Genomic DNA, 18,919 nt, shown 5'->3' with positions numbered 1-18,919 from the left:
CTACCCCACCAGCAACTAGCCGTACGCTGCTCAAGGGGCTAAAGGATCTATGAAAACGCTATTGCTACTAGGCCTGTTGCTGCTGCCATCTACTGCTGCTAGGGCCCAACCAACCAAACTCAACTGCCCTGGTGAAACCACTGTGGAGATGCGCTATTGCGCTGGGTTGCAATTAGAGCAGTCAACWAAAMAGTTAAATAGCAAACTGCCCCCGKCGATTTATCAGCAATGGCAAGAGGCAGCCAAGGCTGCTTGCGCTGCTGCTTAYGCACCTTATAAAGACGGCAGTATCTACCCGCAGTTGCTGATTAACTGTAATAACAAGCTGAATCGGGCTTTGCTGAAGGAATTTAAGGGGATGGATCAGTAATTGTGGGATGGGCTTCTTACTCTTTCGAAGATCAGCTTGATAAGTTCTTTAACATGAACAGTGCAACTTTAAAAGTCACTATACTGCTGTATTGAGGTCTTGTGCAATTCAAATAGAGAGGCGCCAACTCTCTCAGCACTAGGGGTTGCGACTCGTCACGCGAAGAGTTATAGTACAAAAGTTCTGCATTAGTGCTGTGGCCGTAACGTTTGCCGATTTTCGAGCGACCCTGCGGCTGACATGGGCTGATCCGGAGTGGCTAGGCGAAAAGGTCTTCAGTTATTGGAACAATCAAGATGTTACTTCTTTCACCTGTGACAGCTCAGAAGTAATGCATATTATCCGGGCTTCAGATGGGACTTTTCGTCTTGAGATCGCTAACCTGCTGCACATTGGCACCTTGGAGGAGCTAGAAGAAATTCTCTATCAATGGGCCTGTGATGAAGGATGGTTTTACTAACTAGCCTCTCACATGCTCTTAATCAATGCTATGAACATATCCTTCGATCCCATTAATAGGACTGTCACCCTAGCTCGGCCTATGGGAGCTACTGCATCTAGTGTTACTACCTAATTCAAGTGACATGCTGACACCACTGAAGTGGGTATCAACTCCTTCGCTGGGCCAAGGGCGAGCCAGCGGAGGTAGTGCGGCGGCTGAGCTCTTTGAGGGAGGGGCATCACAAAGGAAGCGCCCAATGCTGGAGACGCTAGTAAGAGAGGTTTGCCAAAACAGCTGCGACAGGCGCCATGGCCGCGAAAGAGCACAAGTTTTCTTCGATCTGCTTTTGATCAAAGGCGAAGAGCGGGAGCGCATGCTCCGTGCTTTCGATTGGAATGGACTCAGGGGGCACATCGAAGCAGTTAAGGGAGCGGGCGGAGCAGCCCTCACCCTCAAGGCGGGGCTCGAGGTAATGGAAGCTCCCACGCTCGTTTGTCTTCGTGTCAGTGACAGCAGCACCGAAGGACTTACAGGTGATGACTGGGATGAGCAGGGCAACTTTAGGAGGCTCTGCGTTCAGAACTTTTCGACCGGAGATGAAACGGGTCGCGGTGGCAGCTTTGGCCTTGGTAAAGCCGTGAGCTGGATGCACTCCCGTGTTCTTACTGTTCTGTTCTCGTCCCGTGTCTTGGGGATGGAAGCAAAGGGGCTAAGAGTCTTCGGTCGCAGTGAGATCCCAGCCCGCGAAACTGATGATTGTGCCTGGCTGGATGGTGCCTACCTAGGAAAACTTGGCGAACGTGATGGCATTCCAGTTGCGGAGTCCTCATGGCAAAACCCTGAGGAGGCATCTGCGCTCTTTCTTGACAGGGCAGGCATTGAAGCGGCCGGCACCACACTTTTGATCCCTGGTTTCCATGAGCCAGACCGTGAGGATGCTTCCGATCTTGGGATCAGAGATCCCGAGGAGCTATGTCGCGACCTTACTCAAGCCGCCTCCAAGTGGTTCTGGCCATCTATCGACTGGGGGCGTTTGGAGGTACAAGCCAGGGTCTTCCGTTCCGGCAACAGTTCTGCCTCCTACGTTTGCCGTGCTGAGATCGATGGACTTTGGGCACCATTCCTTTCAGCCGCGCGCACCAGTCCATCCACCAAAGCGGCACTCGCCCCCGGTGATAGCGCAGCAATGGATCTGACTGGTTTCCCAATACCCCCCCGCATCCGACCTGCGGAACGCCAAGAGCTGCTTCATGATTCCGGAGAAACTGCCATCCGCCTAGCGGCGACCCGAGTGTCACCGGCAGAAGCCTGTTTACCTTGTCGTTCCACTATTGCTCTAATCAGAGGCTCGGGCATGGTCATCGATTACGTCGACGGCAACCGGCTGACTGATGGCGGTTCCTACTGCGCGGTCGCTCTTGTCGGGGCAGCCCTCTATTCCGTACCAACATCGGAAGCGACTGAAAAGCAGGGGCTTCTGCCAGGCGATGTCGAGGAGTACTTCAGGGCGGCGGAACCAGTCACTCATGACGACTGGCTGCCCACGACTAGACGCCTGAGGGAGAGTTATGACTGGCGCGGTTCAGCAGGACGTCTTCGCAGCCTTCGTTCGGAACTTCGCCAACTCGTTATTCAGAAATTGCTGATTGCCGAGGAAGAGGCGCCTAATCACGGCCCGGAACTCTTGATGCAGATGCTCAATTTTGGAAAAGGCAAGGTCTCTAGCCCTGCTGCTGAACGTAGCAATAAGCCGCGTCTAGAAATTCATCTAGACCGTGACAGCTCTTGGTTCGACGAGAGCCGGGGGGCGTGGTCCCTGCAAGGCGAACTGATTCCCCACGGGCAAGGGCACGGAACCGGATCTGCGGTGGCTGGTCTGAGCTTCCGAAGCATCGCCGATTCAGGAATGGGAGAGGCTTGGCGGATAAGCGCTATGGAGCTGCTTGGCTCTGACAAAAATCTGTTGGTGGATGATTCTGATTCACGGCGTCTAGTCTTTTCAGTGGACGGCAGTTTTACCTCACTGCCGTTCCGCTGTCTCGTCACTCCGCCAGCTGGTGTAGATCCAAGCATTTCAGGTTTCAGGCAGGCGGGCTGATTGATGGAATTTCTTCCCTGGAAGACGGTCGATCTTGATGGGGCCTTCCGCGTCACTGCTCCGGAGAGTATTGCTGAGGAGGTGATTCAGGAAGTCAGCAATGCAGTCACCTTCCGCTTCCACGGTGATCTCAGTGAGGTCAAGCTCGAGATCCTGCTTACCCCTCCGTGGGGTTGGCAGGACAGCCTCCCCTCTGATGAGCAGGTCTCACCCCCTGCAGGCTTCTTCTGCCGATTAATCAGTCGTTCCACTGGGAGACGGCTGATCGTTCCGTTAGAAGCGGATGGCAACAACCTGTGGTTCGCTGAGATCAATTACAACGCGCTCCTCGACGGTGAGGAGATCAGGGCAGAGGCTCTGCTAGTCCGTACTGGCGCTGCCTTGAAACCCCAGGCAGGGCTGGCCAAGCGCAAAGGTCAAATCATCGGGCGCAGCGAGATCCATGTGGTCAGATTCTCATCACGCACCACAACAGAAGAGGCCATCTTCCAGTTGCGGTGGGAGAGCTTCCCCTCCAGCTGCAGCCACCAGCTCTGGAGGTTGCAGCCAGGTGAACCCCCTACTGTCGAACTCAACGCTGATGTCGCCGCACCACTGCGCCGCCTGATGATGAGTCGCTCACGCCGCCGTTCTGGCGGCGCTCTCCAACGTGATGCACTCTTTATCACCGTCTGCTCGAGTGTCTGGCCATTGCTGGTCGCAGATGTCTTGCACCATCTGCAGCGAACACTTGAAGAAAACGTTGCCCTGAACACTTCTGAGGCGATCGATTTACTCAGCGGTTGGCAGATCCGCTTGCTGGGCCTGTTTGCAGCAGGTTTAGCTGAGGCCGACGTTCCCGTCCATGCAGCACTTCCGCTGGTGGCGGCTGAACTGAGATCTCCGGGCGGCTTCAGCAGACTTTTAATGAAGATGCCTTTGCTCATTCAAGAAGAAACCAAGCTGGTCCAGCTAGCAGAAGCAATGGCGAATGCGCAGCAGACTAAGCCGGAGGATGAGGTCGATTCACTTCCCCCCAGTGCGGAGGTCAAGGCGGCATGACAACGAATCTCTTCAGACTACGCACTCCGTTAAATGAACAAGGCCTGATCGAAGCATTACGCCACACAGAAAATGTCGACGTCGAACAGATTGACCACGACGTTGACCTTTCTGGAGTCGATGAGCTAATCCTAATTCTCAACAGTCGTGGTGCGGGGGATTCAACCATTGATGCCGACTTGGTAGAGCCGCTACACCGCAGCCTTAGGCATCTCCCTCAACACATCACAACCGATATGCGTGTATGGCACTGGTTCTGCGTCGTTAAGTATCCGGAGCTGGTCTGGCTCCGATGGCGCGGTCTTTACCCCGCAGATCCGGAAGAGGGCTTTCTCAAGGGGGTGGGTCATCGGCCCGTCCCAGCCGGGCGATTTCTGGGTACGCCCTCAATCAACGGTCAAGGAAGAAATACTTTTGCTCGATTGTTTTTTGCCGCCGAACGCCTAATCGGAGCTCAGGGCGAGGATTATGCCCTTGTTCGTCGCCTGTTTAGCAGCCAGGAACTTCATCTCGGTGTCAGTGACCGTGAATACGGTTTACTACCACCCGTTAATCGTGTTCTCACTCGTGAGCTCGCCGGTCTTCCTGACCTAAAGGTCCGGGCAGGGGTCAGGCAACTAAATGCACTGGGTGGATCGCTATGCCTTGATCTCCTCGGAGAGGATGAGATAACTGTTCTGGTTCGCGAGGGGCTTCTGGAGGCCGCTGGCTGATGGCCCGCAGTCTCTTAGCGAATGACCCGCATCGCCTCAAAGCGCTTAAGGGGCCTAACCAGAGGCTGGACCCCCATCCCAAGAGTTGCACGTTGGAAGAGCTGCAACAACATGCCAGATCTCTCGATCCTTCCAAACCTTTGGCGGTTGATCTCTTCTCCGGCGCGGGGGGCCTGAGTTTGGGTCTGCATAGTGCCGGCTTCGAAGTGGTGCTTGCCTGCGACATCAGGCCGGATTCGATCGCTACCCACAGGCACCACTTCGCTGGGTGCTCTCACCAATGCGATCTAAGCAGCCCTGAGGTGCTTAAAAATATCAGCCGGATGCTAAATGGTTGTGGTGACATCGCGCTTGTCGCCGGTGGCCCTCCCTGCCAGCCGTTCTCACGCAATATCCGCTGGCGCAAACATGATGCTGGCTTTGTCGATCAGCACCGTCAGCTAAATGAAGGCCGTCGCGAACTCTGGGAATCCTTCCTAACTGTGGTCGAAGAGGTGATGCCGCGTACCTTTCTCATGGAGAACGTGCCAGACATTGCCCAGACGGGTGATCAGGAGGTGTTCCGCGGAATTGTTAGCAGAGCTGAGAAAGCTGGCTATCGCGTGCACGCTCGGATTATTCATGCTTGGGAATACGGGGTACCCCAGTTACGCTCCCGCCTGTTCATCGCCGGCACACGTATCGGTTATTCAGCCCCCCTGCAGTGGCCTAATCCCGTCTGCTCGTCTGTTGAGCAGGCGGTTCCACTTGAAGATGCCATATCCGATCTGCCTCCGTTGATAGGGGACTGGTGGGAGCAATGGGCGGAGCAGGGGGATTATGCAGGTCCGCAGACGCAATACCAAGAGCTGATGCGCAACTGGCTTCCTTTAACTGAAGTTGAAATACCAGACCACATCACTCGCAAGGTACGTGGCGATGATCTCGAGACGTTCCAGCTGATGCGCGAGACGGGTCTGCGCTATCACGAACTTGATGATGAGCAGCGTCGCTATTCCGTCACTAGAAAATCGCCGCCCACATCCATAAATACCGATACCAGAGAACACAGCTTTAGGAACAAATACAACATCCTCAAGCCAAACGAGCCGTGCCTCACTGTCACGGCACACATGTCCAAGGATGGATACTGGTACATCCACCCAAAGCAAAACCGCACTCTCTCCATCAGGGAAGCTGCCCGAGTGCAGTCATTCCCCGATGGTTTTCTGTTTCATGGCACTCCCTCCAATAGATTCCACCAAGTCGGAGAAGCCGTGGCTCCGCTCGTCGGTGCAGCGCTTGGGGGGGCTCTCCTTGAGGCCTTGCTCGACGGGGAGCCACACGAGGAATGGTCGGATCCCAAAGCTGTAAGAGAAGAGCTGCTGCGCTGGTATCGAGAAGAAGGTGGTGACTCCCTGTTGCCGTGGGCGCGCCAGAGGGAGAACGGGGACGACATATCCGATTCCCTCAAGGCTTGGCGGGCATTTCTTGGCGAGTTCCTCGTCAGCAGATTGCCTCTTCAGCGCCAGCAGACGTTCTGGCCTCAACTGATAACGTGCTGGCCTGATCATGAGGTGTTTCTCAATGATCTGAACCGGCGCCGTACTTTGCGCAGCTTCAGCTTCGAGGGCCTCGAGAACCTTTTGGAGGGTGTTGCGATTCAGCTTAAGGATGAACTGCCTTGGAGCCAATGGGTCCGCAATGACTCCCTAGCCGGCGTGGGTCGCGATCGCATCAGGCAGTGTCTAGCCATGGTGGGGATCACAGCTGATCGCAGCTGCAACACGGCTCTTGGTCGACTGGTGGCCCGAGTGAGCAATCTTCAAGAGCTTGAGTGTGAAAAATCACGACAGCTTCGCGAGTTAAATCTTGGTCTGATGCTAGGAGGCGATGAAGATGGCAAAATATATAGAGCTGCCGTCGCTGTTGCAGATGGATGGTGCCATCAAGTACCCCAATGCGATGGAAAGCCTGGAGCCAGCTCCTACATGTGCCCACTCAATGCAAGCAACTTATGCAAAGGGAAAGGCCATAAGTGAACCATTTAGAGACGCTAAATGTAAGTCCGARTGCTTCGTCCCTTGCACGAAGCCTCCGCTCAATTGGTTACTCCTTTAGCGATGCAATCTGCGATATCATCGACAATTCTATAACTGCATTAGCGACATCAATTGAGATATTAATTGCTTGGATTGAGACAAGGCCAATAGTTTCAATTAAGGATAATGGCAAAGGGATGAGCCGACATGAGCTTATTGAGGCTATGCGTCCTGGAACACGATCACCTGCCGAGCAAAGATCTGAAGGCGACTTGGGCAGATTTGGTCTTGGCCTTAAAACAGCCTCATTTTCTCAAAGCTCAAAGTTATCGGTAACAACGTGGCAGAACGAGCCTAGCTGCTACAGAGCAGAATGGGACCTGAATGAAGTAGAGAAAAGCAATAGCTGGAATCTTCTTCTTGAACAACTCGCAAAACCTGAAAACGAATCCACATCAGGAACTATTATCGAATGGACGGACATTGATGGCTTTAGTGAGATGGACCCGAAGGAAGGGCAAAAACAACTAGCGCGTATGGTTGTAGAATTAGAAGCTCACATAGGAAGAACGTATCATCGTTTCATCGAGGGTCAAGCCATCAGAAAAGTGGGATTTACAATAAATAACGTAGCCTGCGATGCGATAAACCCTTTCTACCCAGCAAAATCAGTAGCGCGACCAAAGGAAGAGATAACCGACAGAGGTAGAAGTTGTTATATACAATCATACACGCTCCCTCATGGCACAAAATGTACCAGTCAAGAGTGGGAACTTAACAGTGGACCCAACGGTTATCTAGAAAGCCAAGGCTTTTATCTCTACAGGAATAATAGGCTCATTGTTCCAAGCTCGTGGTTTGGTCTTGCGGCGAAGAAGGAGAGCAGCAAACTGTGCCGAGCAAGTATCGACATAACACATGAATCAGACTTCGATTGGCAGATAGACATCAAGAAGAGCAGCGCAACCCCTCCTCCATCGATTAGGACAAGGCTAAAAAGCCTTATACACAACCTGACAACATCCTCAAGGCAAGCACAACTATTTCGATCGCGGTCACTTTCAAATGCAGACATAGTTTCCATATGGAAGCGCGTAGTTAAGGCCGGAGCAGTTGAATACATAGTAGACCATGATCATCATCTTCTCCGCTCTCTAACTGACGGACTTGAGGAAAACGAGAAAAGAAAAGTGGCAGAACTAATAAATATCATTGTTAACACTCTTCCCACAAGAGCAATATATCGTGATCTTTGCGACGATAGTGCCTCAGTAGCTCAGCCGGAGCTGGAACTTAAAAGCCTAATTTCACTTGCTGTTGACATGAAGCGATATCTGCTGACGATGGGCCGTTCGGAGGAGAGCATAAGTACTATCTTAAGGAATGCTGAGATCTTTAGGCTAAGGTGGAAGGAAATAAAAGACTTAATTTAGAACAATGGCTACCAATCAGGATGCAAACCAGCTGACGCAATTGATCCTTGGTTTTATTCGAGATGAGGAGAAAGTAGCTACTGAAGCCGAGATAGACATGTATGTTGAGGACTTCTCGTCCTTCCCACACCTTGCCAAAAAAGATTTCTCCCCTGAGGATAAAGAAAGAATTGCGCTTCGGATCAAGCGTGCTGAAGGTGTGAGGATGCAGATTGGCTCATTAATAGAAGACAGAACAAGTAGCTTCAAGGAGTGGTTGCCACAGCTAAAGAATGAAAAGCAACTTAACTACTGGAATGACTATAGACATTATCTTGCTCAAAAGGATGGCTTTAGCTCTCTAGTATTATTTACAATTGATCAGCAAACCGATCAAATTCTTTCAAAATGTGCTGATCCAAACTCAAGTGAAAACTCCTCACGCAAAGGGATGGTTGTTGGATCAGTTCAGAGTGGAAAGACATCGAACTATATTGGTGTTCTGACCAAGGCTGCAGATTATGGCTATAAAGTAATTATTGTAATCGCTGGAATTCAAGAGGACCTTAGAAGTCAAACCCAGAAAAGAATCAATGAAGGATTTATTGGACAAGATACAAGCTCATTGACAACCGACGGGATAGTGATAACAGGTGTGGGCGAAACAAGAGGCAGTGAAATCACGACACCTTATTCATTCACTCAAGAGAAGTTTGATTTTAGCGCAGCAAGCGCGAATCGATCTGCAATTGTTCTTAGTTCAACTCTAGATAGACCTGTCGTCTTTGTTGTAAAAAAGAATGACAGGATACTAGGTAACTTGCTTCAGTGGTTAAGCTCCTCAAGCTGTCTAGACATGTCTAGCAAAATTGATTTACCGCTACTCATGATCGATGACGAAGCCGATAATGCTTCCGTTAATACAAAGTATAGCAAAGATGATGTCAGCAAGATCAACGAAAAGATTAGGCTTATTCTTGATTGTTTTACTAGCAGCACGTATATTGGGTATACGGCAACTCCTTTTGCAAATATCTTTATAGACCCAGATTCAAAAGATCAAATGGATCGTCAAGATCTGTTCCCAAGGCATTTTCTCGTTGGCCTAGAGCCTCCAAGTAGCTACATAGGCGCTCAGTCGATATTTCTAGGAGAGTCGGATTCTTGTCGGCAGATACTCGTTGAAGTAAGTGACTATCATGATTGCATTCCATTAAAACACAAGAAAGATCTTGACCCAGTACTTCCGCCCAGCTTAATTGACGCTATATACTGCTTCTTCATATCTGATGCGATCAAAGAACAGCGCGGGATTCTTGCTGCTCATAATAGCAGCATGTTAATCAATGTTTCTCATTTAAGGGATATACATTCGAAACTAAAATTTTTAGTCTCTGAAGTCGTTGAAGATATAAAAACAGGCATAAGGACATTTGGTCCATTAGACCACACGTCTCGTTCCAACCCTGTGATCAGGCGCCTAGAGGACTGCTATTACAATTACTTTCCGGATATTGAGTATTCTTTTTCTGCAATACTCAACTCCCTTGTTGAGAGCTACAAAAGAGTAAATGTTATCATTGTTAACAGCAGCAAGACGTCGATAGACTCCTTAAACTATGAGGAGAGGACTAAACGGTCATTGATCGTTATTGGTGGATTCTCCCTTTCACGCGGTTTAACTCTAGAGGGACTAACAATTACGTACTTCCTCCGCTCAACTGCAATGTACGATACGCTACTTCAAATGGGGCGTTGGTTCGGGTACCGTCCTAGATATGAAGATATCTGCAGGATTTGGATGACTAGAGAGGCTATGGAATGGTATTCCCATATTACCCTTGCCGATACTGAGCTTAGGAATGACTTGGCGTCATTACAGCGTTCACGCCTGAGTCCTCTTGATTTTGGATTACGAGTTAGGAGCCATCCTGATACGCTACTCGTTACAGCAAAAAACAAGATGGGCTCTAGTCAGGAAATCAAGGCTGAGATTCTCTTGGCAGATAGATTTGTGGAGACTATCGATATTGAAGCTGACAATAGTGTCATAGCCTCGAATCAGAATTCCGCAGAACTTCTTATCAATTACTGCCTCACGATAAATGGCACGAAGAGCTGTAGCGCCTCTAGCCACCACGGAATTTATGGATATCTGTTTGAGAACATCCCAGCATCACATGTGATATCGTTCATTGGCAGTTTTAATTCACTCTCCTTACTTACTCGAGACCCACGCCCTCTTGTGAAGCATATTCATAACAGGCAGGACAATGAACTTAGGTACTGGGATATCTTTGTGCCATCCCCTATGGCAAATAAGAGCTCCAAGACTATTGGCGAAGGGTTACTAGTTAACCTCCAAAGAAGAACCGCCACATTCAAACAGTATAAAGAAGACAAGAGCGGCAGCTATCTTAGCTTAAGCAGCAGAGGCAAAGTGGCCGGTCGAGGTGTTGAGCGTATTGGTCTAAGCGAGGATACAGTACGCAACATTGAGAGCCAGTGGTTAAATGAGAATCCCAGCAAGACAATTAAAAATATCCCTGACTCTGTTTTTAGAATTCAAAGTAGAAAGCCTCTATTGCTTGTACATTTTCTAGACATTTCTGATACAGATAACTTGGGTGGTGAGGCACCAAGTGTTGAATCACTTATTACAGCTTGGTCAATCAGTTTTCCGCCTACTCAAACTCCTCAAAGTGCTGTGGAGTATCGAGTAAATTCTTCTTGGATTAGAATGCTCGACCTTAGTTCTGAGCTTGACGAAGCTGATGGAGAGCTTGACTTATGAGTACATTCCCATGGAGTGATATTCCCACTGGTCGCGATGCGATTCCTGTCTCAGAGGACCCTTGTACTCCCCATAGATTCATGTGGGCCCTTCAAAACAAGCGCTACTATACGCTCTTGTACCTTATTAACACAGGCGAGACAATAGATGTCTCGCTGGAATTACCTCGCTTGCAATGCATAGACATCTATATTACTCCGTCAAGTCCATGCTATTTGGCCATATCGCTACTTGATTCGTCATTTGTAGATATATTCCTTGACTTTTGCTACGATCTTATTGATTCTACTCGGCATAAGGCAACCAAAGAAGAGGGTCTTGCTAATCTCGTTAATAGGTGTTGGCGATGGCAGTCCCTGCTCTATAAAAAAGGAAACCCACTGCTGTCACTTCAAGAACAGCAGGGACTCTTCTCAGAGCTTTCCTTTTTACTAGATTATCTAGTCCCTTCTTTTGGGATCTCTCGTTCTTTAGAGATGTGGCAAGGGCCTTATGGCTCATACCACGACTTTGTTTCAGCTTCGATTGACATTGAGGTTAAATCATTTCGAACTACTGGTGTTCCGAGAATAAGAGTATCATCTGAGCACCAACTTGAGCGACCACTCCATAAGGGTCTCTACTTAGTTTGTTATGCACTTTCAAATGATCAAAACGCGGGATTCTCTATCACTTCAATTGCCGAACAACTTTCTGTTCTTGTAGCCGAATCGGCTCCGTCCGTTAGTGGTCTATTTCAATCGTTGCTTGACGAAGCCGGTTTTGTTTGGGCCCACGACTACGAGAACTCTAAATGGTCTATTCAGTCCTTGTCATGCTACGAAGTAAGGGACGGGTTTCCGTCTATTGTTCGGTCTAGTGTTTTACCCGCGATAATCCATGTCGAATATGATTTAAATCCTCAATTGCTTGGTGATTTTTCCTCCTCAGTCTCTTCTGCCCTTACCTCCCTGACGTAAGTAATGACTGTAACCTATGATGATTTCAAGGCTGACTTACTTAATGAGGTCACAGCCGTTGCTCAAAGCGAGTCACTCCTAACAGAAGATGCCTTCTTTGATGTTATTACAGATATCATTGTAGATTCCGGTGATTTAGAGACTGCTGATCGCTGTTATTTTGTTAAGCATGGCATAAGACTAGATGGATACGGAGGTGATCCAATTGATGCCGATGGCGTCTTATCCCTCATTATATGTGACTATAATTCAGACACTGAACTCGTAACCGCCAACAAGGCTGACATCGAGACGGTCTGTAAACGAGCCTCAAACTTTGTCTCTAGCGCTCTAAGTAGTCGCTTCATTGAGCAATTAGACGAATCTAGCTCGGAGTATGGCCTTGCAGACCTTATCAGGCAGCGCTGGGCTTCAATACGAAAAGTGCGTATGATTTATGTCACAACAAAGGTTGTAAACCTTAGAAAAAGCTCCTTTGAGCCAATTCCTATTAACGGGATTTTGGCACAATTTACCTGCTGGGATCTTGCTAGGCTTCATTCTTTCGTTGTTTCGGGCAAAGAGAAAGAACCCGTCAATATTCAGATTTCTGACTACGGTGGATCAGTCTCTGTATTGCCTGCTCATCAAAGCGATTCGGAGTTCTGCTCATATCTTTGTGTTATGCCTGCACGTCTGCTTGCATTGATATATGGAGAGTATGGAACTCAGCTGCTTGAAAAGAATGTGAGAGTCTTTCTCCAAGCTAAGGGAGCTGTCAATAAGGGAATACGACGTTCATTGGAGAACGAGCCGGCGAGATTCTTTGCCTATAATAATGGCATTACTGCGACTGGAGAATCTATCGAGACAAGCCCAACGAAAATGGGTATATCATTAGATCGGATCTCGGATTTCCAGATTGTCAATGGTGGACAGACGACAGCATCAATCTTTGATGCTCACGTTCGAGGCGTATCCCTAGATAAAGTCTTTGTTCAAATGAAGCTTACTATTGTAGCGAAGGATCGGTCCGCCGAAGTTGTCCGTCTAATTTCTAGGTATGCCAATAGTCAGAATAGAGTTACTGAGGCCGATTTCTTTTCTAATCATCCTTTTCATATATCTTTTGAGAAATTATCCAGGCGCCTTGTGGCTCCGCCAAAGGTGAACAGTACGATCCAAACACATTGGTTCTATGAGCGTGCACGTGGCCAGTATCCCAATGCTAAGCAGTCTTGTGTGTCTACAAGTGAGCGCAAGAAGTTTGAATCGTTAAATCCCCGTGACCAGCTGACAACAAAAACGGATCTCGCCAAGGTTCTTAATATATTCCGTGGTTTTCCACATATAGTTAGTAAAGGAGCTCAGGCCAGCTTTCGTTTCTTTGCAGACGAGGTAAACCAAAAGTGGGATAACGGTGAGTCTGGCCCTAGCTTTGTCAATGAAAAATTCTTCAAGGAGTCAATCTCTCAAGTCATACTCTTTAGATTTCTGGAGAAGGAGGTTTCGCAGCAACCTTGGTACAAAGGCGGTTATCGGGCCAATGTAGTTTGTTATGCGTTGGCACTCTTCTCGACTCGTGTCAAGGCTGCTGGAAAGCTAATCGATTATTCCCAGATCTGGGCAAACCAGCAAGTACCTGATGGTCTTGGAGTCCTTATCGTCGATCTTGCCGAATATTGCCATAGCCACTTAATTCATCCTCCTAGCGGCTCCCCTTCAAACATCACCGAATATGCCAAGACCGAAAAGTGTTGGGAGCTATTGGTCTCAAGTGAATACAATTTTGACAGTAGAGCGACGCCATATCTAAGAACAAAGTCTAAGGATCTAGAGCTTGAGCGCATTTCCCGTAAAACTGCTGTAGTTGATACTGCAGTTGATCTACAGATCTTGCTTCTTGAGAAGGGTGGTGCGTTTTGGGCAGCCGTTCTTGAATACAGCTCGCAGAACAACCTTGTCACTCCTGGCGATTGGCAGTTGCTCTCGCGAGCTACCCAATTCCCTTCTAGACCGCTTGAAAATGATAAGGACTACAAGCGCTTGGAAAAGCTATTGGAGAGAGCAGTCAATCACGGCTTGGCATTATCTCGGTAACAGCTAGGAAAGTTAAAAAACTTTTCTAGCGTTTTGAGCTCCCCTTGCAAGGTTACTTGGAAACTTGCTCCGAGTGCTTCTAATGGTTCATTAGTCCACTCCATATCAACTTATTTTTCATAACACAATCATGTGCTCCAGTATTTGTGATTTGCCAGTTTTGACTGTTAACAAATAAGAGTTAATTTTTTAATAGTTATCACGATTAAGCAATTTCTCTGTTGCAGCATAACAAATTTAAATTTCAGGCCAAGCTTTTAATTAGGGAACATCAATCAGTCAAGTACGTACTTGAAATAGCTTTTGTGACTTACCTCAACCCCTCACAAGCTTCCCCATCACCGTTGCCATCTAGGTAGGTGTGGCCTTGCTTGAGTAGTYCCTGCGCTTTAGCCCARGAACCAATTTGCTTGCASCTATATCTACTGCCGCTGCTTTGGTCAGCTTTCCTACCCCKTCTGTAATCCCAGGGCCGTTGRATRCCGCCAGGCASWKSCCAYAYGCCRAGRCTTTTTAARCGTGCTTCATTTTCAAGGCGTGAATAGGTTTCACGGTCACARCCTTCRATGAATTGCCAATAAACAAARGCAGCACCTGCTGCCACCARKGCTTGGTTGATGTTGGTGTTGCCCCTGAGGACCTCAGCCACTGTGCGCCCGTAGCGATCAGTTGACTCAATGATGAGTTAAATCTTTGCCGCAATTGCGCCATCAAAAGCTACCCCTGCCGCCCGCGTCAGAAGCACCAGCCCGAACAGCCGTGCTGTAGGCGGCCGTTAAATTGCTGCTTTAAGCCTCCAAGGATTAAATAAACGTGGGCGACAACTTTGCTGACACTGGGGGGATTCCTGTGATACGCGTTTTGCGAAATAACCTGTTCACCAATTGGCAAAGCATTTAGGTCATGACGCAAAAGGATCTTCACCGCTTCTTTCAAGCTCAGAATAATGGGTCGCCAAGCACCTACAACAGTGCCCTCGCCGAGCTGGCAATAGGCAGAAAGACTGGTCACTGGATCTGGTTCGTGCTGCCGCAGTTGGCGGGACTTGGTCATTCAGAAATGGCCAAGCGCTACGGCTTAGCAGACTTAGAAGAAGCTCGCGACTACTTAGCGGACCCGTTGCTGGGTCAGCGACTGCAAGCAGTTATAAGCGTGATCGACGAACAGCTCAACCAACCTGCCCAGTCCCTGGAGCTCTTGATGGGCGGCGAGCTCGATGCCGCCAAAACGGTGAGCAGCCTCACCCTTTTTGAAGCCGCCGGAATGAAAAGCGCAACCTTGTTGCTTGATCGTGTCGGGCGGCGTTGCGAGCGCACACTCCACAAATGCCGCTCTGATTCTCAAATAGATCATCAAACCCTCTAAAAAGCTTTCCAGTGGCAGTCACCGGATCACTGCTGCAGCTGTAAGCCCAGGTTTTTTCAGATCACCGAATTTGCTGGTAATTGTGTAGTCAGTGATCCCGCTGAATGCCTCCAAACCCGCAGTGGTCTTATTTGCACCGCTGGAGCTGCTCACACGAATCGTGTCGCCATCACCCACAGAAAGCACCCTGAATTCAGCTGCAGCAACAGGTGTTAAACAGCTRAGTGCGAAAGCAGTTGCAGCTCGCCAAAAAAACAGGTGCAAGATTTAGCCATATTCTTCTATCTTGCCGCAGCTTTGCTTGTAGCAAACTAGTAGGGGCCCCTCGCCTTTCCCTAAAAGCCATGGCTAGCAATGTTCAGGTGGAAGGCTGCATTACTAAAGAACGTGGCGCCTTACTGTTTTGTTCACCAAAGGAAAAGCAACCAAAACCTGGCGCCAAGGTGCAAATCATTGATGTATTTGCTTTGCAGGTGGTAACTGGTTATATCCGTGATCCCCATGGCAGGTTGTTACTACAGGCGCAAGCATCAGTAGCGGCTGGCCGTAACTGGTCGATTGCTAAAGCMKCGCAACTTATCCGTAATGATGTGCGTCCTAACCGTTGGGTTGCTTTGCAGGTAGATAAATATGCCTGGGGTTTATTTTGGGCTGGTGGTGGGTTGCAGCATTGCCGTGAATTATTAGCAAAAGAAGCAACAGCAAGCGAGAATCAATCTGCCTTGGTGCCAGCTAACCCAGAAGCATTGCTTAGGTTAATTCTTGATCTACATGCAGATGCAAATGTATCTGAACTKGATTCTGGGGCTATACCAGCACCACTTAGGGCTGCAGGCAATCCATTAGCTAGCCAGTGGAAATTAGTGATTTACAGCTCAATTGCTTGGTTTGGTATTTTACTGATAACAATTACTGCTTTTGTTGTTGCGTTAGAGAAGCAAGATCGTAAATTAGAATTATTGCTTGAGCGCACTACGCCTAGTGTAGAGCAATAACAAATTTAATTACTTARATGTACARCCTGATTATGTTGTTTATGTTCTTTTTGAGCAGCAAGCCTTGCTTGCACTAGCAYTAGTTCTGGATTGCTACGGCAATGRCGACAAAGGGGTGATTTGGGATGCGATTATACGTTATATTACTGCAGAACTAACAGCTGCAATTAAAGTGATTAAAAAAGGGCGGGCTTTCCTAAGATCTCATCAAATCGAAGACCTTGAAATCGAGCTTACAAATGCTGTATATCAGCAAAGGAGTAATGAGGATTACCTAATTTTATATGAACCTCAATCCTCAGCACCTAGGGAACTTATTGCTAATTTTATATCCAGTAAATTAAAAGTTCAGGAGCTCGAGCTAAAGATACGGCATCTTAAGTATCGGTATTGAGTTGATCGCCATTAATAATCAAGCAATTCTGCATAAGCCTGTTCGTTAAACTTTATTTCTTCAAATAATTCATCTGAAATCCCTTGCTGTGAGAAAAGGTTATGCTCGATGTTATCTAACAGATCGAAAGAGCGAAGACTGCGTGGGATTTTCATAAATTCATAGAGCTTGTAGCCAAAACAACGCAGCATTTTGCATCGCGTTTCAATTTTGGAAATATCTGCCACGAGTTTTTGTGAGATGGTATGACAGCGTTTCTGGGAGGGTGAGATAAGTTCATTGTTGGAACTTAACTGCAGCACAGTCTGCGCGTCACTCCACATATTATAAGCTTTATGCCAAAGTTCATTGAGCTTGTTGAGTTCTTGCTCGGAATCATTCAATGCCTGCCAGGCCTTTACCTCGATCGAATCGGTAGCCAGCAATTCAAGGCCATGGCGATTAAGTGACTCGAGATAGGTGCGAGTGGGTTGGCGCAGCGTCCGAATCCGGCTGGAGATGTGTATTTTATCCGGGTATACGGAAATGTTCTCAACGCATACCGGCTCAAAGCCGATGCCGTGATCCAATTGCCCTTGCTTTTGTGGAAAGCAGCGGATCAGCTGCACAGTTGCGCTCCTTGTGTTGTGATCGCAGAACTCAATAAAATTGAACTGAATTACTTCCTCACCCCACCAGAAATGGCAACCATTTAGTTTATTGGATGCCAAAGTGGAGGCCCTTAAAAAATATCGTGGCCAGATCAGTTTAAGTATTTGCCATGCAAATACCCCAAATGCAGCAATAGCTATCAACCAGAGTAGAAGGTGGCCGCTAAACAAAGGCCAGCTGATTATCCATGCAAGTAAGCGTCCAGGTGCTAGCCAGAACCAAATAGCTATTGCCACCGTGATGCCCCAAAGCCATTTCAGGAATATGAATGCGAAATATAGAAATGCAATCAGTCCTATCAGAAGACCACAACCAGCGCCTCCATTGTCATCTTCAGTAGCCATGATGATTTCTCCGCAAGGGGCTAATGAGCTGGATGTCAGAAATGGCCGACCCAGGTATTACTAATCTTGAATGGGATTTGCTGTTGTTTAGAAGTGCTAGTGCGAAAAACGGCGAACTAAGAGCAGCACAGCTATTGCATTGGTATTTAAGAGTTACTTATTGATTTGTCCTTTAGCGCGCAGGGCCAAAAAACCTAAAAAGCCAGTGTTTACGTTGAGCTGCGCGCTCAATTGCAGCGCAATGGTTTTCAGCGCTTCCAATGTCTTAAAGTGGTTTGGTACAGCATTAAAATGAGTGTAAACTGGAGATGCGCGCAAACGGCTTCCAAACCCGTTGTAGCGCTGGCCTTTAAAAGGCCGCGGTCACCACTCGCTGGTGACATCACTTAATTGGAAACAAATTGTAATTAGAAAGGGTGAATAGTGTTAATTAAGGTCACCACTCGCTGGTGACATCACTTAATTGGAAACTCTGCTTTAATATTTGCCTCCATGTTCTTTATAATGTGTCACCACTCGCTGGTGACATCACTTAATTGGAAACAAACTGTGAGAATACTTTTGCACCACTATTAGTAAAGGTCACCACTCGCTGGTGACATCACTTAATTGGAAACTGTCGCCGTAGCGACCAGGATATTGTTTCTCAAAGCGTCACCACTCGCTGGTGACATCACTTAATTGGAAACTGGCGTACCCATACGATCTGGCGAGACTTGAGATCGTCGCCACTCGCTGGTGACATCACTTAATTGGAAACTACAGGTATTGAGGTGTTGGATCGTAGTCAAGCTCGATCGTCACCACTCGCTGGTGACATCACTTAATTGGAAACGCTTCCGAGATCGTCACGGAAATAGCCTCCGACATTGGTCACCACTCACTTGAGAAACCACTTTTTTAAAAACCAGTTCTGGTTAGCTCTGGAAAAATCGGGAAATGCAAGCCACCACTCGTTGGTGACATCACCTGACTTAGCTACTCTTTAAAATAATAGTTTAAAAATCTACTATTTGGTCTGCTCTGGTAACACATCTAATAGCCTTAAGTTATCTGGAAATTGACAGAGTACTGGCAATTCTTTTCTTCTGTTATCTAAGATATTACGCAAATAATTACCTAGTAAATTGTCAATTTGTTGCCATTTAGTGCAGGTGATTGGCTTAAATCCATGRGCTAATATACTATTATTTCGTATATCCAGTGCGGAAACAAATTCTCCTCGATGAGTCTTCCATTTG

Annotated in this window: 17 protein-coding genes and 1 CRISPR repeat array; of the genes, 12 read left to right on the top strand and 5 right to left on the bottom strand. The window is 47.9% G+C overall.

The annotated features are described in order from the left end of the window. The first annotated feature begins 49 nt into the window (after positions 1 to 49). The 10 genes from C7K08_RS08980 (at position 50) to C7K08_RS08935 (ending at position 13,929) form a co-directional block, all read left to right on the top strand. Positions 50 to 370, top strand: a complete 321-nt coding sequence (locus C7K08_RS08980; RefSeq protein WP_106500299.1) for a lysozyme inhibitor LprI family protein — start codon at positions 50 to 52, stop codon at positions 368 to 370. A gap of 196 nt (positions 371 to 566) precedes the next feature. Further along, positions 567 to 830 carry a hypothetical protein gene (locus C7K08_RS08975; RefSeq protein WP_106500298.1) on the top strand — a complete coding sequence of 88 codons (264 nt, stop codon included), beginning with the start codon at positions 567 to 569 and terminating at the stop codon, positions 828 to 830. A gap of 238 nt (positions 831 to 1,068) precedes the next feature. Beyond that, the gene (locus C7K08_RS08970) at positions 1,069 to 2,910 is read left to right on the top strand and encodes a hypothetical protein (protein WP_241537174.1); all 1,842 of its coding nucleotides are present in this window, start codon (positions 1,069 to 1,071) and stop codon (positions 2,908 to 2,910) included. Between the two features lie 3 nt (positions 2,911 to 2,913). Then, the gene (locus tag C7K08_RS08965; protein WP_106500300.1) at positions 2,914 to 3,951 is read left to right on the top strand and encodes a hypothetical protein; all 1,038 of its coding nucleotides are present in this window, start codon (positions 2,914 to 2,916) and stop codon (positions 3,949 to 3,951) included. Next, positions 3,948 to 4,664 carry a DUF6339 family protein gene (locus tag C7K08_RS08960; RefSeq protein WP_106500296.1) on the top strand — a complete coding sequence of 239 codons (717 nt, stop codon included), beginning with the start codon at positions 3,948 to 3,950 and terminating at the stop codon, positions 4,662 to 4,664. Before C7K08_RS08965 ends, C7K08_RS08960 begins: the two co-directional genes overlap by 4 nt. A gap of 92 nt (positions 4,665 to 4,756) precedes the next feature. Continuing rightward, positions 4,757 to 6,685, top strand: coding sequence for a DNA cytosine methyltransferase (locus C7K08_RS08955; RefSeq protein ID WP_241537173.1), 1,929 nt, complete (start codon positions 4,757 to 4,759; stop codon positions 6,683 to 6,685). Next, positions 6,682 to 8,118 (top strand): ATP-binding protein, encoded by a 1,437-nt coding sequence (locus C7K08_RS08950; protein ID WP_106500294.1) that lies wholly within the window; start codon positions 6,682 to 6,684, stop codon positions 8,116 to 8,118. Before C7K08_RS08955 ends, C7K08_RS08950 begins: the two co-directional genes overlap by 4 nt. Before the next feature lie 4 nt (positions 8,119 to 8,122). Further along, the gene (locus tag C7K08_RS08945) at positions 8,123 to 10,891 is read left to right on the top strand and encodes a Z1 domain-containing protein (RefSeq protein WP_106500293.1); all 2,769 of its coding nucleotides are present in this window, start codon (positions 8,123 to 8,125) and stop codon (positions 10,889 to 10,891) included. Beyond that, positions 10,888 to 11,850 carry a PD-(D/E)XK motif protein gene (locus tag C7K08_RS16880; protein WP_106500292.1) on the top strand — a complete coding sequence of 321 codons (963 nt, stop codon included), beginning with the start codon at positions 10,888 to 10,890 and terminating at the stop codon, positions 11,848 to 11,850. The genes C7K08_RS08945 and C7K08_RS16880 overlap by 4 nt, the downstream gene beginning before the upstream one ends. Positions 11,851 to 11,853: 3 nt before the next feature. Beyond that, positions 11,854 to 13,929, top strand: a complete 2,076-nt coding sequence (locus tag C7K08_RS08935; protein WP_106500291.1) for an AIPR family protein — start codon at positions 11,854 to 11,856, stop codon at positions 13,927 to 13,929. Positions 13,930 to 14,239: 310 nt separating this feature from the next. On the opposite strand, the gene C7K08_RS08930 is transcribed toward C7K08_RS08935, so the two are convergent. Then, the gene (locus C7K08_RS08930; RefSeq protein ID WP_272867431.1) at positions 14,240 to 14,608 is read right to left on the bottom strand and encodes a thermonuclease family protein; all 369 of its coding nucleotides are present in this window, start codon (positions 14,606 to 14,608) and stop codon (positions 14,240 to 14,242) included. A 224-nt stretch (positions 14,609 to 14,832) separates the two neighbouring features. Between C7K08_RS08930 and C7K08_RS08925 the strand changes: the two genes are divergently transcribed. After that, positions 14,833 to 15,294, top strand: coding sequence for a DUF1810 domain-containing protein (locus C7K08_RS08925; protein WP_106500289.1), 462 nt, complete (start codon positions 14,833 to 14,835; stop codon positions 15,292 to 15,294). An 18-nt stretch (positions 15,295 to 15,312) separates the two neighbouring features. Here C7K08_RS08925 and C7K08_RS15475 read toward each other — a convergent pair whose 3' ends face one another. After that, positions 15,313 to 15,558: a hypothetical protein gene (locus C7K08_RS15475; RefSeq protein ID WP_106500288.1), complete on the bottom strand. Its 246-nt coding sequence runs from the start codon at positions 15,556 to 15,558 to the stop codon at positions 15,313 to 15,315. Positions 15,559 to 15,638: 80 nt separating this feature from the next. Between C7K08_RS15475 and C7K08_RS08915 the strand changes: the two genes are divergently transcribed. Beyond that, entirely contained in the window at positions 15,639 to 16,289 is a 651-nt protein-coding gene (locus C7K08_RS08915) for a hypothetical protein (protein WP_106500287.1), read from the top strand. Positions 16,290 to 16,694: 405 nt separating this feature from the next. On the opposite strand, the gene C7K08_RS08905 is transcribed toward C7K08_RS08915, so the two are convergent. The 3 genes from C7K08_RS08905 to C7K08_RS15090 form a co-directional block, all read right to left on the bottom strand. Further along, positions 16,695 to 17,678: a hypothetical protein gene (locus C7K08_RS08905; RefSeq protein ID WP_106500285.1), complete on the bottom strand. Its 984-nt coding sequence runs from the start codon at positions 17,676 to 17,678 to the stop codon at positions 16,695 to 16,697. 153 nt (positions 17,679 to 17,831) lie between these two features. Beyond that, a complete protein-coding gene (locus C7K08_RS15470; RefSeq protein ID WP_161955859.1) occupies positions 17,832 to 17,996 on the bottom strand; it encodes a hypothetical protein in 165 nt (54 codons plus the stop codon). Positions 17,997 to 18,040: 44 nt separating this feature from the next. Then, positions 18,041 to 18,513: a CRISPR direct-repeat array (repeat unit 36 nt; unit sequence GTCACCACTCGCTGGTGACATCACTTAATTGGAAAC). A 174-nt stretch (positions 18,514 to 18,687) separates the two neighbouring features. Then, positions 18,688 to 18,919 (bottom strand): hypothetical protein (locus C7K08_RS15090; protein ID WP_206603829.1); only part of this gene is annotated, 232 nt, incomplete at its 5' end.

The organism is Synechococcus lacustris str. Tous, assembly GCF_003011125.1.
Classification (GTDB): domain Bacteria; phylum Cyanobacteriota; class Cyanobacteriia; order PCC-6307; family Cyanobiaceae; genus Synechococcus_D; species Synechococcus_D lacustris.
Note: the sequence above shows the minus strand (reverse complement) of the source record. Positions and strands in the feature narration are given on the sequence as shown.

Coding starts and splice junctions, on each gene's coding strand:
- C7K08_RS16880 (WP_106500292.1), top strand. CDS start 10,888: ATGAGTACATTCCCATGGAGTGATATTCCCACTGGTCGCGATGCGATT.
- C7K08_RS08970 (WP_241537174.1), top strand. CDS start 1,069: ATGCTGGAGACGCTAGTAAGAGAGGTTTGCCAAAACAGCTGCGACAGG.
- C7K08_RS08905 (WP_106500285.1), bottom strand. CDS start 17,678: ATGGCTACTGAAGATGACAATGGAGGCGCTGGTTGTGGTCTTCTGATA.
- C7K08_RS08935 (WP_106500291.1), top strand. CDS start 11,854: ATGACTGTAACCTATGATGATTTCAAGGCTGACTTACTTAATGAGGTC.
- C7K08_RS08960 (WP_106500296.1), top strand. CDS start 3,948: ATGACAACGAATCTCTTCAGACTACGCACTCCGTTAAATGAACAAGGC.
- C7K08_RS08965 (WP_106500300.1), top strand. CDS start 2,914: ATGGAATTTCTTCCCTGGAAGACGGTCGATCTTGATGGGGCCTTCCGC.
- C7K08_RS08925 (WP_106500289.1), top strand. CDS start 14,833: ATGACGCAAAAGGATCTTCACCGCTTCTTTCAAGCTCAGAATAATGGG.
- C7K08_RS08945 (WP_106500293.1), top strand. CDS start 8,123: ATGGCTACCAATCAGGATGCAAACCAGCTGACGCAATTGATCCTTGGT.